General features: G+C 45.2%; 15 protein-coding genes. 1 reads left to right on the forward strand and 14 read right to left on the reverse strand.

All coding sequences use genetic code 11. The features are described from left to right. Positions 1 to 186: 186 nt before the first annotated feature. The 4 genes from PH235_RS11325 to accD all read right to left on the reverse strand — a co-directional run bounded on the left by PH235_RS11325 (position 187) and on the right by accD (position 4432). Positions 187 to 1584, reverse strand: a complete 1398-nt coding sequence (locus PH235_RS11325) for an oligosaccharide flippase family protein (protein WP_272162442.1) — start codon at positions 1582 to 1584, stop codon at positions 187 to 189. A 44-nt stretch (positions 1585 to 1628) separates the two neighbouring features. Next, entirely contained in the window at positions 1629 to 2741 is a 1113-nt protein-coding gene (locus PH235_RS11330; RefSeq protein ID WP_272162443.1) for a polysaccharide pyruvyl transferase family protein, read from the reverse strand. 61 nt (positions 2742 to 2802) lie between these two features. Continuing rightward, on the reverse strand, positions 2803 to 3567 hold the full coding sequence (gene accA / locus PH235_RS11335; RefSeq protein ID WP_272162488.1) for a carboxyltransferase subunit alpha: 765 nt from the start codon (positions 3565 to 3567) through the stop codon (positions 2803 to 2805). Continuing rightward, positions 3560 to 4432, reverse strand: coding sequence for an acetyl-CoA carboxylase, carboxyltransferase subunit beta (gene accD / locus PH235_RS11340; RefSeq protein WP_272162444.1), 873 nt, complete (start codon positions 4430 to 4432; stop codon positions 3560 to 3562). Before accD ends, accA begins: the two co-directional genes overlap by 8 nt. 700 nt (positions 4433 to 5132) lie before the next feature. Between accD and PH235_RS11345 the strand changes: the two genes are divergently transcribed. Then, the gene (locus PH235_RS11345; protein WP_272162445.1) at positions 5133 to 5960 is read left to right on the forward strand and encodes an endonuclease/exonuclease/phosphatase family protein; all 828 of its coding nucleotides are present in this window, start codon (positions 5133 to 5135) and stop codon (positions 5958 to 5960) included. Between the two features lie 140 nt (positions 5961 to 6100). Here the strand turns inward: PH235_RS11345 and PH235_RS11350 are convergent, their stop codons facing one another. From PH235_RS11350 to PH235_RS11395, 10 genes are all read right to left on the reverse strand, one after another. Next, on the reverse strand, positions 6101 to 6754 hold the full coding sequence (locus tag PH235_RS11350; protein ID WP_272162446.1) for a VanZ family protein: 654 nt from the start codon (positions 6752 to 6754) through the stop codon (positions 6101 to 6103). Positions 6755 to 7088: 334 nt separating this feature from the next. Further along, positions 7089 to 7646, reverse strand: coding sequence for a hypothetical protein (locus PH235_RS11355; protein ID WP_272162447.1), 558 nt, complete (start codon positions 7644 to 7646; stop codon positions 7089 to 7091). Beyond that, the gene (locus PH235_RS11360; RefSeq protein WP_272162448.1) at positions 7643 to 8182 is read right to left on the reverse strand and encodes a hypothetical protein; all 540 of its coding nucleotides are present in this window, start codon (positions 8180 to 8182) and stop codon (positions 7643 to 7645) included. The genes PH235_RS11355 and PH235_RS11360 overlap by 4 nt, the downstream gene beginning before the upstream one ends. Beyond that, entirely contained in the window at positions 8175 to 9206 is a 1032-nt protein-coding gene (gene pilM / locus PH235_RS11365) for a type IV pilus biogenesis protein PilM (RefSeq protein ID WP_272162449.1), read from the reverse strand. Before pilM ends, PH235_RS11360 begins: the two co-directional genes overlap by 8 nt. Positions 9207 to 9249: 43 nt before the next feature. Then, complete coding sequence (locus PH235_RS11370) at positions 9250 to 10005, reverse strand: prepilin peptidase (RefSeq protein WP_272162450.1); 756 nt, start codon at positions 10003 to 10005, stop codon at positions 9250 to 9252. A 64-nt stretch (positions 10006 to 10069) separates the two neighbouring features. Continuing rightward, positions 10070 to 10408: a prepilin-type N-terminal cleavage/methylation domain-containing protein gene (locus tag PH235_RS11375; protein WP_272162451.1), complete on the reverse strand. Its 339-nt coding sequence runs from the start codon at positions 10406 to 10408 to the stop codon at positions 10070 to 10072. Positions 10409 to 10546: 138 nt separating this feature from the next. Further along, positions 10547 to 11752: a type II secretion system F family protein gene (locus tag PH235_RS11380; protein ID WP_272162452.1), complete on the reverse strand. Its 1206-nt coding sequence runs from the start codon at positions 11750 to 11752 to the stop codon at positions 10547 to 10549. Between the two features lie 39 nt (positions 11753 to 11791). Next, positions 11792 to 12841, reverse strand: coding sequence for a type IV pilus twitching motility protein PilT (locus PH235_RS11385; RefSeq protein ID WP_272162453.1), 1050 nt, complete (start codon positions 12839 to 12841; stop codon positions 11792 to 11794). Then, positions 12822 to 14447, reverse strand: a complete 1626-nt coding sequence (locus PH235_RS11390) for a GspE/PulE family protein (RefSeq protein WP_272162454.1) — start codon at positions 14445 to 14447, stop codon at positions 12822 to 12824. The genes PH235_RS11385 and PH235_RS11390 overlap by 20 nt, the downstream gene beginning before the upstream one ends. 17 nt (positions 14448 to 14464) lie before the next feature. Continuing rightward, entirely contained in the window at positions 14465 to 15667 is a 1203-nt protein-coding gene (locus tag PH235_RS11395) for a PilX N-terminal domain-containing pilus assembly protein (protein ID WP_272162455.1), read from the reverse strand.

Here is a 15667-nt window from a genome sequence, read left to right on the forward strand (position 1 = left end):
ACAACTTCTGCTAAAGGAACACCCAGACAATCGTGTCTTTAATTCCCTATAGGTTTCCATTTGGCAGCAACAGACTGTCGTCTGCGTCCTTCACCCGGTTGGCTCAATCCGTCATCCGTCTGTAGCGGCGCATTGCAACAGCAAGGAGGCCCAAAGGCAGGCGTTATCTCCTGTCCCTGATTATCCCTATTTTTTCATTCTGCTTTTTACAAGTCCTTTCAAGGGGGATAGCAACTCCCTGTTGTTGGCGAAAACTAATGCAAAAAACAGCATTTCGATCAGGGATTCAAATTTGAGATTCAAAAATAAGATGCCGATTTGGCAGCCCACCAACACCAAGTTTGCTATCATAATCTGTGTATTCATGACTATCACGATATATCGTTTCGTGTCAAAGATTCTCAGGATCCACATGATGGCAAAACTTATCATGTTTGCCACACCGGCACCAATCAGGCCGAAATAGGGGATCAACAAATAATTCAGCACCAAACTTGCCGCTCCGCCGTACACGGAAGTCCGAAAGACGCCGCGCGTTTCCTTTGCGGCTAAATAGTTCGTTCCCAGAAAAGCTGAAAAGCTCGAAAATACGACACCCAGCAAAAGAAACGGAACCGATTGCCATGCTTCATAGTATTCCGGCGCAATGAAGCTTGCCATAAAAAGTTTTAAAACGACCAATATGCTGCTCGTCCCCAAAAACAGCAAAGATGAATAGTAGCTGAACACTTTGGAATAGAACTCCGACTTATATTCGCTCTCATATTCCTCGATAGCAGACAATTGCCAGGATTGGGTAAAGATGGAAGTGACCAGGCTCAAAATAGCGGGGACTTTATTCGCTACCGCATAGATTCCATTCGCGCTGGCCGTTAAGAAGCCCAGAATGAAATACCGGTTCGAGGCACTTATCAGCCACCACATGATGCTGTTTGGGATGATCGGAAGCGCATAGGCCAGCATTGTTTTCACAAGCGGTTTATTGATATGGGAAAGATCCAGGAACCGCCATATTTTCAGAGCCACGACCAAGTATCCGATGGAAGCCACATTCGCGATGACGATGCTGAGCAAGTATCCCGCAATCCCCATATCGTAGCGCGTTAACAGAATGACATTCGCGATACTCATGACAAGCGTCATCCAGATGCCATTGATGGCAAAAACCTTAATCTTCCCCAGCCCTCTGGCAAATTGCGAAAGAATGTTCTGGAACACCTGCAGGAGCAAAATGACGTAGGTGTAATTCAGCATATCCTGGTCAATCTTCAGCAAGGAGAGGAGCGGATAGAGCGAAACAGCCGCTATCGACCCCAACGCCGCAACAAACAAACTGTTCGAGAGCACTTGGCTTTGGGATTCCTCTTTGTCCATCGTGAACCGCAGTACTGCATCAAACACATTTGCCGATACGATCGGCAGCAATAATATGGTGGATGTCGTAATGAGATCCACGAATCCGTATTCGGCAGTCGTCAGATAATACGTATACAAGGGAACCAGGAGCAGCAAGATGATTTTGCTGCCAAAGTTGCCTATCGCAAAAAGGAATGAGTTATTCAATAATTTTTTGTATGAATTCATCCGATTTCCTCATTTCAGCATCGATCCGCATTTTCATCATTCCTTCATCGAAAAGCTTTTGTGAGATAATCCTCCACTCTCTTTTTTTCTTTTGAGATGATATCTCCGGTATGAGCAAACTCCATTTGAAAAACATCTGCTTGCTTGCTCACTGCATTGAAATGTCTGTCTTCCAGGCGCATCGTTTTTAACAACGTGACCATCCGGGAGCCTATCTGTATTTTACTGTTTTCCGTACGCTCAAAAACAACGAACGGCGTCTCCATCAAAATGGAAAAAATCGACCCATGGAATGAATCGGTACAAACAAGACTTGCTGAAGCGATATAATCGATGAACTCGCTTGGCCCTGTGATGAAACAGTCTCTGTCCTTCGGATCCGCTAAATTCACAATTTCCAAATGATTTTGTTTCGCCACCTTGTCGATCCATGCCCTGTCCGCTTTACGGATATTCCCTAAAAAATAAGTCAAGAGATACTTCCCTTTTGGCTTCACCGGGGATTCCCGTGCTATTTCAAGCCACTCTTTCTTATCCAACAACAAGGTTGGATCGACCAGCACTTCTGCATCCCTTCCCGTAAGCTCTTTGATGATTTTTGCGCCGGACTCTTCCCTTACGGACAATGCCTTGAAATCAGAAAGCCACTCTTTGTAGCTCGGTTGAAATTTCGCAGGTATTTCGGAAATGCCGAAGCTGGGAGAAAGCGCCACTCTTTTTTCTTTGTCGGCAAACGTCAGAAAATCAACCGAAGACCCGAGGCGATATCTTGGATTCCAGACCTGATCGCTTCCGGTGATAAAATAATCAAACCGATCGGACAAACCTTCCGGAATCCGGTTATCGGATAGCACATAGTCACTTGTTGCAATGTTCTCATTGGTGAATCCGATAAAACATTCCTTCCGCAATTTATGGAACTCTTTGTTCATCTCGTACTGTATTTTTTTGATCACGGCTGAAGGCAACTTTGTTACTTTCTTGTCCCGAATTTTTTCAGACAAGCTTTTATCTTGCTTAGAGACTGCCACCTCATTTTTAAGAGTCACTGTCTCGTAGCCCAACTTTTTCAGCACCTGTTGAGAAGCATAATTCTGCAGCCTGTTCCCATAATTGTTATAATCAATGATTGTTACGATCCCTATTTTTTTATCCACAATTGATTCCCCCATAGTCAACGATAACCTTTCAGTATATTAGTTGAACAAACTGGCTGCATCAATACTTCCGGAAACGCTCTTGCCTTTGCGCAACAATTTCGGCGGAACTCAATCGTCTCCATTTCTTCAACGAACTTCGCAACTCTTTTTTCAGATCCGGCAACAACTCTTCCGGCCTTCTTTCCGGTATGATTCTGTCGATTATCTCCAATTTAAGCAAATCATCCGGGGTCAGCTTCATGACGAGCGCAGCCTCCTCGGAACGGGAACTTTCTTTCCATAAAATCGAAGCGAATCCTTCCGGCGAAAGGACGGAGTACATGCTGTTCTCCAGCATCCACACTTCATTGCCCATCGCCAAAGCCAAAGCACCGCCGCTTCCCCCTTCACCGATGAAGATGGCGATCAAAGGCACTTTCACTCGGCTCATGACCAGCAACGATTCGGAGATCGCATCACCAATCCCCCGTTCTTCCGACTCCACATCGCAGAAGGCGCCCGCCGTGTTGATGAATGTGATAATCGGCCGGTTGAACTTATCCGCTTGCCGCATCAGCCGGATCGCCTTCCGGTAACCTTCCGGATGCGGTGACCCGAAATTCCGATACACATTTTCTGTCACATCATGCCCCTTCTGAGTCCCGATAACGGTAACCGACATGCCATCCAGGCTGGCGATGCCGCCCACAATCGCAGGATCATCCCCGAAACGCCTATCGCCGTGGAATTCGATGAAGTCCTCAAAAATGCCGTCGATCACCTCCAATACCGTCAAGCGTGAAATGCTCCTTGCCGCCTGTATGATTTTCTGCACATCATTCATCTTCATCACCCACTTCTTCCGGATCATGTAATGCCAGTATATGCTGCAATGTTTTCCGTAGATCTTTTCTGATGACAATTTTATCGATGAAGCCATTTTCCAAGGCTTTTTCCGCCGTCTGAAAACCTTCCGGCACTTTTACTTTGATGGTCTGTTCGATGACCCTTTTGCCGGCAAAGCCCACCGTAGATCTTGCTTCAGCCAGAATGATATCCCCTTGCGTAGCAAAGCTCGCCGTCACCCCGCCTGTCGTCGGATCCGTCAGTACGGCGATATACAGGAGGCCCGCATGACTATGGTTGGACACCGCTATGCTCACTTTGGCCATCTGCATCAGCGACATGATGCCTTCCTGCATTCTGGCTCCACCGGAAGCGGTAAACACGATGATCGGCAACCGTTCTTCAGTCGCGCGCTCGAATACTTGCGTAATCTTTTCGCCGACGACTTTCCCTACGCTTGCCATGATGAAATTGGAATCCATCACGCACAAAGCGACCCTTTTATTATTGATGGCAGCCGTTCCAGTAACGACAGCTTCATCCAGACCTGTTCTCCATTTGGCATCCTGCAATTTTTCATCATAACCCGGAAAATCTAACGGATTTTGAGAAGGCATGATCGTGTTCCATTCATAGAAAGTACCTTCATCAATAATCAGGCTCAGACGCTCATCAGCCGTAATCCGGTAATGATAATTACAGTGCGGACATACTTTCGCCTTTCCCAAGGACTTGCTGTAAATGATTGTTTGACACTGGGGACATTTTTCCCATAATCCGACTGGAACGATGGGCTTCCGCGCATCATTTTCGTCAGCAGCACGCTTTAGGGGAAATAGGTGGCGGTTACGGAACGATTCCATTTTCTCACCGTTGCCAAAACTCTGTAAAAGTTTTCCGGTTTAAATTCGGATGCAACGAATCCAACGTATCACTCGCGACTATCTTGAATTCGTGTTCGACTTTTAAGATGTTACTGTTTTGACGAAACGGATTCCCTCCTTTTCTTAGCAATTACGAGAAATTCAGCGTTGTAACCTCCGCAGTTTCTTGTTTGAAAGCGTATACATTTTGTTTCGTTTTATATAAGGGGAAAATTGGAGTTACTGTTGAGGGATGGTTTTGGGTTGGAGTAGGTGAGCAAAGTTTCATATTTTTTTATTTATTGATGCATCAAACAACCTAATGAGAGGGTATAGCTTGGCTGGTTAGGATACTACATCTATCATCCTAATGGGTGAGAGAGGAGAATTTGGGGGAAATATATCTATCTGAATTCTACCACATTTTACTTCATTCGAACATAATAATTGACCTCGCACAAAAAAATAATCCAAATAAATATGAGCCAAGACAAGTCGCATGTATTTACTCAGGATCCATACCGTCCGCGAGTTTAATCTGAGATGAATTATTTTCAGGAGAATATTGGACAGATTAAATCTCAATAGGTATACTCAAAATAAGTGATATACCCACGTTGTCTATAATCCGCAAGCAGCTTTGCTGAAATCTGAGATCCGAAATACTTGCTACTTCAGGAAAAGGGAATGGTGACTGAATATGAAACTTCTGACACTGAATACTCATAGTTGGATCAAGGGCGCAAATACCGCAACCTATGCCCCATTAATAGAAGATATTATCACTAACCAATACGATGCGATTGCTTTGCAGGAAGTGAATCAACTCGCTGTTGGCCCGGTAATCAGCAATCCGGAATGGTATCATGCCACACAGACCCAAATCCCCATCAAGGAAAACAACTTTGCTTATTTCCTCGTGATGGCCTTAGCTGAAAAGAACCTTTTCTACCATTGGTCCTGGGTTCCCTGTCACGTCGGTTACGTCCACTATGACGAAGGCGTTGCCCTCCTGAGCAAAGAACCAATCCAGTCTGTTAAGCAAATCCAATTATCCACCAAAAATGACTTTCGAAGCTATCACACGCGCCGTGCATTGGTTGTTCAGACCGATTCAGCCTGTTTTCTCTCGGTCCACATGTCCTGGTGGCGAAGGAGATTCAGATGGAAATGGAAAAAACCTTTTTTGACAGAATGGCATTCACTGGAAACTGCGGTCAGTAAAATTCAGGACAAATCCATTTACATTATGGGCGACTTTAATAATCCCGCCGATAAACGCAACGAGGGTTACGATGTCATCCTTCAATCCGGTTGGTATGATTCCTACAACTCCGCAGCTGTCCGCGAAGGATCAGCAAGCGTTCCACCGGCAATCGACGGCTGGAATCAAAATAAACTACCGTTGCGCATCGACTATATTTTTTCGAACCAACCACAAGCTGCCGAAACATATGAAATCAAATTCGACGGAAAAAAACACCCCTCTGTTTCCGATCATTACGGTGTCTCGGTGACATATCCCTGATTCTAATGGTTTGATCGTCCAGAGATCGTAGTAGAGGCTGCCCGAAAAGAATACTGAATAGTTCCATGAACTTGTCTGATTATCCATTAAATGTAGGTATGTAAAAAGCCGAGGAACACTGAATTCATAGTGTTTCTCGGCTATTTATTTTTCCTGAGCAGCCACAGCTTCCTAGCACCAAGGTAAAGAATGATACCGAGGGCTGCGCCCGATCCGTCGATGAGGACATCCTTAAGCAGGGGGCCGCGGCCAGGCACGAACTGTTGATGGAACTCATCACTAACGGCGTATGCCACACAGAACAATAGGCTGGCGCCTCTTCGTTTCCATGCGGTCGCAGTAACGTCTTCATTCTTCAGTGCATACGAAACCAAGAAACCGAGGATGAGGTAAGCGATGAAATGTGCGGATTTCCGTATCAATCGGCCTGCGTACATAATACTGGTGTCTTGCACGAAATCGACAAACAGAAATAAGCTGATTGCCAGCACCAGAAAACTGACGGTTGAGCTGATGATCCAGCGTTTTTTGATTCCAAAAAGCTTTGGTTCATTCTCTTGCGTTTCCAACAGATAAATCAGCAGTAGGATGCCTGCCAAAAATACGACCGTCCCTTGCGCACGGGTAAAATACTCGATGAACGCAGAAACATGATTGATTGCATCTGCGAAGAAGCGCGTCACGCTCCCACTCAAAACAACGGACTGGTCAGCAGGTTGAGCCGAGAGGATGAAGATGACAATCATCCAAGCAAATACCGGCAGCCAGTCGTAATAGCGTCGCTCCCTTTTCATCTGCAGCGCCTCCTTCCTGATATACTGAATGTTCTTATCAGTATATCAGAAAGCTTCAGTTCGGTGTAGTCCGTCGGCTGAACATTTTGCGCTCGTTCCTCCGATGAGCGTAGGTCTCGTCGGAGTTGGCGCCTTCTTCTCGATTTGTCCTCCGGGGAAGCTTCCCTCGCCGGAGGTGGTGTATCATCTCCTTGTGTTACCTCCGGGGACGCACGGCTTCGCCGGAGGTGCGCTGCCCTCAGCGGCCGGAGCAGCCGGCCAGACATACTTACTTTCTAACACAAAAAAATCTGCACCATCACAAGCCTAAGTGATGGTGCAGATTGTTTCTTAATTACTGCGACTCCTCGGAAACAGCCACATAGTAAAACAATTCAAAAGTGAATGTACCGCTGAAAGATTCCTCGGCAAGCTTTTCGAACCCAAAAGAATAGATATTCCAGATGCGCTCTAATCCCTCGAGTCTTTCGGCTAGCCTCTGCATATTGTCCGCAGTATTGCTTGTCATTTCAACTTCGTAAGTGCTCTTCATGTAAGTTTCATCAAGTCCTTCGATCGGTTGAGGTTCTCCGACACGTGCTATCTTTTGCACAATGACATTCTCTTCAGCCGCGGTCTGTTCCAGAATGATCAGCTGTTGATTAACCTTTTCGCCTTCTGGTAAAAATCCCCAGGTTTCTTCATACTTTTGCCTGTAGTCAGCCAGCAACGTTTCCTCTGGTGGATATTCGGCCTTCAAACGCGTTTCTTCATTCACCTGTTGCGCTACAAGATCAGCTTGCTGCTTAATCGGATCGAGAAAATACACTTGCCCGAAAATGAAAGTCGCCAGAACCATCAGCCCCATCACAAAAGCCAGTACAAAAGACATGCGATTCCATTTCAGCTTCATGAAAGAACCTCCTCTCTCAAAGCTGCTTCATCAAGTTCCAGCCAGAGCTCAACTGTCGAATCCGCTCCATCCAGTTGATTTTCCATGCTTATGAATTGAACATCCGAGACGTACTCCAGTGCTTTAAAATTTTCGACAGCTTCGGAAATCTCCGTAACCGTCAATCCTTCCAATACTAAGGTGATTTGATTCGTTTCATTTTTATTAAAAATGGTCACATGCTGTTCCCCGTTCGGAACCTGCTCAATGATTGCCTTTGATACGAAGGCCATTGGATATTGCTTCGCTTCAAAAGTGGCTTTATTTTCTGCCACTTGATCCGTCAATTGCGCGTACTCTTGCATTTGCCGAGACATCCTCAGCTGCTCTTCCTCGGCTTGAAGCCACTCCTGGGCACGTATTTCCGCTTTTGTATAATACGCTTGCGCTGAGAAGAAATAAATGCCCACAAGGACAAGCAGGATTATGAAAGAACCACCGAGCACATAAGGAAGAAAGTTTCTCTGTTTTTTCTCAAAAAAATTGACTTCAAACATGTTCGTTTTCCTCCTGTACTTGTTTTCTGGCAAGCTTCACTTTTTTCTGAGCAACCTTCTTCGGAACGGCTGCATGCTTCTCTTTCGATGCAAGCCCATATAATGGCAAAAATTTGGAGCCGATTTCTTCAGAAGCCTGCAGAATATGAATCGGCAGGAAGAAACGCTGAGATAATTGTTCCCTTACCTTTTCCAGATCCGGAAAATCACCCGTCAAAAAGATATGCGTCACTCCGCCTTGGCCGTTCATCACAGAATAGCGATAAAACTCCAGTAGCCTTTCCAAAACATCCAACATGTCCGTAATTGCCTCTTCAAAAGAATTTTGATCGTCTTTCCAGATCCATTCACCTTCTTTGGTTACATCCCATAAATCAACCAAACGGGCTAAGCGCGAATGGCGCGAAAATTTGGGCAAATTTTGGTGAAAAACCATGATTGCATGATCTACAGGGCTCCATTGCAACACCATCACATGCTTATCGGGACTCTGTTCCAAGTCATTTTGTTGCAAGATGATCCGGTACAGGCATAGGGAAGAAATATCCGCTACGACCGGATTCAAGAATGCCTTTTGCAACAAGGATTCGTACTGGAAAATGACTTCTTGCGGATAGAGCATCAGAAGAATAGTCTGGTATATATCGCCAACCTCAAGCAACTCAAATTGAAAACGCGTCTCCTTGAACGGGGAACGGATCAGCTGGCCCATATGCAGCGTGACGTAAGCCTTTATTTCTGACGGTGCCAGCTGTGCCGGTATTTTTTCTTCACGCACTATGACAAAATCGTCCGGCAACAAGATAGCTGCTTGCGCATTTTTCAACTTTTTTTCAATAACAAGTGCGTTCAGTCGATTCTCAAGCAACGAAGGATTGTTGATTCTCCCTTCATGAAGGATTTCGGTATCAAACAGAATCTCATTTTTTTCCAGTACTGTGCGGGATTGCGCATCCACGACCAGATAGCGGATCCGCCTTTCCAAAAATTCAAAATAAAGCAATGTTTTTTTCTGAAACAACATAATGTGCCTCCCTCCGTATCCGAAACGCAAAAAGTGGTCCAACTCAGCTAAAAAGTGCTAGGTACCACTGAATCATCGTTTCTCCATAATAAAAAACAGTTACTGCAGCCAGACTGATATAGGGACCAAACGGAATGGTCATTTTTCGATCGCCACCTTTTAACTTCATGATGATCATTCCCGTGATTGCTCCGTAAAGCGTGGCCAAAAAGAAAAGCAACAAAAATAGATAAGGTCCGAAAATAAAGCCCAACAAAGTGAAGTATTTCAGATCACCCGCGCCCATGCCCCCATTAGATACGAGGATGATCACGAACACTAAAACAAAGGCCAGGACCGCTCCGATTGAGGACTCCCAAAGAGAGGGCTGCGGATACAGGAAGCGCAAACCCACAAACAATGGCGTGAAAAACAAAAGTAACTTATTTGGGATTTTCCTGTAGGCCAAATCCGATACCGTGATCGGAATGATGAGCGCAATCAAAAGCAAACCCAGAAACGTTTGTTCATTCCAACCATAACGGTAGAAAGTAATGGCCGCCAAAATTCCGGTCGCCAGCTCCATGATTGGGTACAGCAACGAAATTTGTTCCTTGCATTGACTGCATCGGCCCCTTTGGCGCAAAAAAGACCAGACCGGAATCAATTCTTTCCAAGTCAAGGTCCGTTGGCACGTGTCACAATAGGAACGCGTCTGAGCCAATAACGTTCCGTTCGGCACCCGCAACCCCACCACATTAAAGAAAGACCCAAATACCAAGCCGTAGATGAAAAAAATAACGGTTACGATTGTCTGCATGAAAAAACTCCTAGTAAGCAAGAAAGACTCCACGAAGGAGTCTTTCTATGTATTTAAATGGGTGTTACTGTGTTGTTGTTGCCAATTTCCCTGCTTTCACTTCAGCTTTTGTCACTGATGTTACAGTACCTTTATAGCCGGCTTCAAGGTATTCTTTATCGATTAAGATAACAGTTGTAACAGGATCTACTGCATCTGTTTCTTGAAGGTAGTACATTTTCGCAGCATCGAAAACTAGCTCTGCTTCAGCTTTATCAGTATCGGTTTTAGCCTTATCAACAACATTCCCGATCAACGGAATCGAGATACCAATGATAAGCCCCAAGATTACGATAACCCCTAGTAATTCAACTAATGTGAACCCGCCTTCTTTTTTCAACAACTGTTTGATTTTATTCCTCATATTCTTTCCCTCCATTTTCTTTTCTATTTTATGAATGTTTGTTTAGTAAAAAAACTCACTTCTTAAACCAACAGAAGTTTATTTCCAATCCAAATCATACAACAATTATTTTGGACATGCAATCTATTTAGCGCTGGATTATCCGAAAGTTTCGAACATACTGAACATCGGCACAACGATTGAAAGAACGATCAGACCAACGATGGCTGAAAGGAAAATTATCATAACCGGTTCAATCAAAGCTTGCAGTCTTTCGGATGACTCCTGCACTTCCTGATCGTAGATTTCCGAAACTTTTTTCAGCATCTCGTCCAATTCTCCGCTTGATTCCCCGACTTGGATCATCTGAATGATCAGCGGAGGGAAAAACCAATGGTCGACCATCGGCTTAGCCAACGATTCTCCTTGTTCAACATCTTTTTGTGCTTTCAACAGTACATTTTCAACCACACGATTGCCCACTACTTGACTGGTCACTTCGATGGCCTGGAGAATCGGTACGGAACTATTGATCAAGGAACTTAATGTTTGCGTCATCCGCGCAAGCAATGTTTTCTGCAAGAAGGTTCCCAGAATAGGCATCTTCAGTTGCACCACATCGAACACGTACGCGACCTGATCTTTTTTACCAAGCTGAATGATAACCGCCACGAGAACTCCGACCACTACGATCATAAGCCACCAGTAATGCTGAAACAACCCGCTCAGTGTCAGGACAAACTGGGTAATCGCAGGAAGTTCACTTCCCATGGAGGCAAACATATCCCCGAAAATAGGCACGATGAATACCAATAGGAAGGCTGTGATTAATAAGGCTAACACACCTACAATAAGCGGATAGGTCATGGCTGTCGTGATTTTCTGCTTGATGCGGTGCTGCTTTTCATAATAGTCCGCCATTTGCTGGAGGGCTTCTTCCAAACGCCCGCTGACTTCCGCCGAATGAATCATGTGTACCAATAAATTAGGGAATAATTTCGGTTTTTTCGCCATCGCTTCAGACAAAGCAACCCCTTCCCTTATTTCCTCGGATAATTCTTCCAATGCTTCTTTCAGGGCAAGGCTCGTTGATTGGACAGCCAGCAGGTCCAAAGCGTCGACAAGTAAGATTCCTGCATTCGTCAAAGAGGAAAACTGTCTCAGGAACACGATGAAATCCTTTGATTTCAATGAGGTACGAAAATTGATGTCCTTGTTCAAGACAGCGTTCAGCGCATCCACTTCAAAGACGATAAGATCCATGTGCCTGAGTTCATTCAGGGCTTCTTTTTTATTGGTGCTCTCTATTTTCCCCTTCATCAGTTTTCCGTCTCTTGTTTTGGCTTTGTAGGCAAAAACAGCCATCATTACCCTCCTTTCTTATTTAACGATTGTTTTCTTCTACTATAATAATAGATGCGACCGGCTGATTGTTTCATCTTCCACGAGCCGCTTGATGCTCATCTCCATAGTGTGCATTCCTTGATCAAGTGATGTCTGCAGCACATTGGGGATTTGATGCATTTTTTCAGCTCGGATCAAATTCTTGATTGCGGCATTATTGACCAACATTTCGGTTGCTGCCACGCGACCATCAACCTTCTTGGTCGGCAGCAATCGCTGCGACAAGATGCCCAAGAGCACATTCGCCAGCATCAAACGGATCTGATCCCTTTGCCCTGCTGGGAAAACATCAATCATCCGTTCAATGCTGCCGGCTGCATCCGAAGTGTGCAACGTCCCCAAAACTAAATGGCCCGTTTCCGATGCCGTGATGGCCGTGGAAATGGTATCCATATCGCGCAACTCCCCTACCAGAATGACATCGGGATCCTGGCGCAAGCTCGCGCGCAGACCTTCTTTGAATGATAAGGTATCGAATCCGACTTCCCTTTGTTCAATGAGGGATTGCTTATGCATATGCAAATATTCGATGGGATCTTCCAAGGTAATGATGTGTCGGTTCATCGTTTCGTTCACATAATCGATCAGGGCCGCCAAAGATGTGCTTTTCCCGCTGCCGGTTGGACCCGTCACTAAAAAAAGTCCGTGTGGTTGTTGAACCAATTTTTTGGCGATTTCGGGAAGACCTAAGCTTTCCACACTGGGAATTTCTTTTGAAATGATCCGAAAAGCAAGCGAAAGCGCACTGCGCTGGTAGAACACGTTCACGCGGAAGCGGGCAATACCAACGATGTCGTACGAAAAATCAATTTCCCGTTTCTGTTCCAGCACCTCCCACGATTCTTGGCTAAGGCATGTTTTGGCAAACTGCTCCGTATCTTGAGGCGCAAGGGAAGCTTGTTTTTGGGGAATCAGCTTTCCGTCCACCCGGAAAACCGGTGCAGAACCTACGACAAGATGAACATCGGAAGCTTTTTTTTCATTTGCTGCGATTAATATAGCATCCAATTGTTCCATTGTTTCCGCATGCTTATTCATTGATTGAAGCAACCCGCAACACCTCTTCCAACGTCGTCTTGCCTGCCTTCACTTTTATCAAGCCATCGTCAACCAAAAAGCGGACTCCTTGTTGCTTGATATGTTGCTTGATTTCCTGGATGGATGCCTGATTCATCATCAACTGCCTTACCTCTTCCGTGATCACAATCAATTCATGAATGGCCATCCGTCCACGGTATCCGGTATGACGGCAAACATCGCATCCCCTGCCGAAGGTGATCGTGTCGATGGTCTGATTGCGTCGCTCAAATATTTCCCTCTCTACCGGGGTTGCTTCTCTTGTGTCGGCACAATCTTTGCATATGGTTTTGACGAGCCGTTGCGCTACGACACCACTTAAGGCAGATACAATCAAGTAGGGTTCGATCCCCATATCGAGCAAGCGGGGAATGGCCTCAATGGCGCTGTTCGTATGCAGCGTGCTGAACACCAAATGGCCCGTTAGAGCCGCGCGCACACTGTTCTCAGCCGTTTCTTTATCGCGGATTTCTCCCACCATGATGATATTCGGATCCTGACGCAAAACTGAACGCAAGCCCGTCGCAAAGGTCAGCCCAATCTGCGTATTGACCTGGACTTGGTTGATGCCCTCGAGTTGATATTCAACCGGGTCTTCGATCGTAATGATATTACTTTCGGGATGGTTCAGTTCATTAATGGAACCATACAGCGTGGACGTTTTCCCTGAACCAGTCGGACCTGTCAACAGAATCAGTCCTGACGGTTGCGCGATCAATTCCCGATAATCAGCTAAAATATCCTTTTCTAAGCCGATATCCTCTACTTTTCTGAACATATTGGACATATCCAATATCCGCAGCACAATTTTTTCACCAAAAACGGTCGGCAAAGTAGCCACACGCAAATTCACCCGTTTACCTAAAACCGTCGTGCTGATACGTCCGTCCTGCGGCAGGCGCGTCTCCGTAACGTTCAATCCGGCTATGATTTTGATTCGAGCAACCAAAGCGTTCATCAGGGTTTTCGGCAACGGTCGTTCATTACGAAGCAGGCCATCTACGCGGTACCGAACGGATACTTGGCGTTCAGTTTGATCCAAATGAATATCTGATGCACGAAGCGATACACCTGTTTCCAGCAATTGATTGAAGATCCTCACTGCTGGAGCATCCTCACCCTCGACATACTCAATATTCACTTCTTTTGAGTCGTATAAGCGGTTGATTGTCTGCAGTAAGTCATCCCGTGTCGCTATCACCGGCCTGACAGCATAGCCAGTAGAAAATTCAAGCTCCTCTATGGCATAGAAGTCCAACGGATCATTCATTGCCACAATCAAGCGGTTATGCTCTTTTTTGATTGGGAGCAATAATTTCGATCGGGCAAAATCTTTTGATATCAGCTCCACTACAGACATGTCGATCGGATATTGATACAATGACACACTTTCCAGTTTCAATTGGATTTCCAGTGCATCCAATAATTGCTTCTCAGTGATGTACCCTTGATCAACCAGCAAATCACCTAGTTTTCCGTCTTGCTTTTTCATGCTGAGTGCTTCCACAATCTGCAGTTCCGTTATGATACCCGTTTCTTTCAATAAATCCCCTAGTTTTTTCTTCCTAAAATCTGCCACATTCTCCCACCTTTCTACTAGTTTTCAATGATTGGCCCTGAGCTGATGATATCTTCCGGATCCGGTTCAGCAGTAGGCGCCGTCGACCCGACCGGAAAGCCTGCCGTGTTTACGGCCGCATAGTTGAGGCTTGCATTGCCCAACATTTTGAATGTTTTTGCGATGACCATGCCGTTTATTGAACAGGTGCCCGTTAACGAGACCGCCGCATTCGGAGCTATCAGCATCATGTTGTAGACTGCATTTCCAGCGAAATCCAACGCAGTATCCCCCAAATACACTAAAGTGATATTTGCGGACTCACCTCCGTTGAAAGATATGTTATTAATATTCGTGATTGTATCAGTAACAATTGTTAGCGTCCCTCCACCAGTAACTACAATGTTTCCACCACTATTCAGCGTGTTCACTACAATCGTCCGATCTTGTCCTGTAGTATCGATTGTATACGTTTCATTGGATTTATTTTGGATTTCCGAAATATAAACATCTGAATCTAAAACGAGCTTAGTGCTTTTTTTTGAGATCGTTAAGTTTATTTCTGTATTAAGATTGTTTATATCAGGCGCTTTAATAGCTGCATAGGGTTCAAAATCAATAGACTTCACTTCATTGCCTTTATATTTAGTACTTCCAAAAATATTTATGCCTGTTTTTGGAGCATTCGTGTATATACTATCGCCTGTTATAGTACTACTACCACCAATGTAAATAGCTCCTTCGGTCAATAAAACCGCATCAGTAGGAAGTGTCGGCAATCCACCACTGCCACCGGTATTCTTATCGACCCAAGTCACACTGAATTTTTTGGTGACGGTTCTTTTTTTTCCACCCACTTCTCCAATGGAGGTGATTGTGTAGGTTTCTGGGTTTATTTTAGTTGTTGCGGTCGCTCCACTGTCAAAATGGTACACAGAACCATCAGCGAATCGATCATTATGCTCGCTCACAATTGCCGACACTTTAGCATCGAAGGAATCCTCTGTCGCATTGGTTTCATAAGCGCTCAACACTTTACTCTGAATCTCTTCATAAGCTGCAACAGCTCCTGCCTCTGCCACATAATAAGCGGACGTATCATCACGGTTGGCAACACTCAGACGATAGCTGCCGAGTGTGAGTGTCCCGATTGCAACACCAAGTACAGACAGCACGAGCAGCACCATCAATGTCAAAACGAGGCCACTGCCTTTTTCTTCTCGGAGATGTTTGATTCTCAT

It is taken from the genome of Trichococcus sp. K1Tr (assembly GCF_028309625.1).
Taxonomy (GTDB): Bacteria; Bacillota; Bacilli; order Lactobacillales; family Aerococcaceae; genus Trichococcus.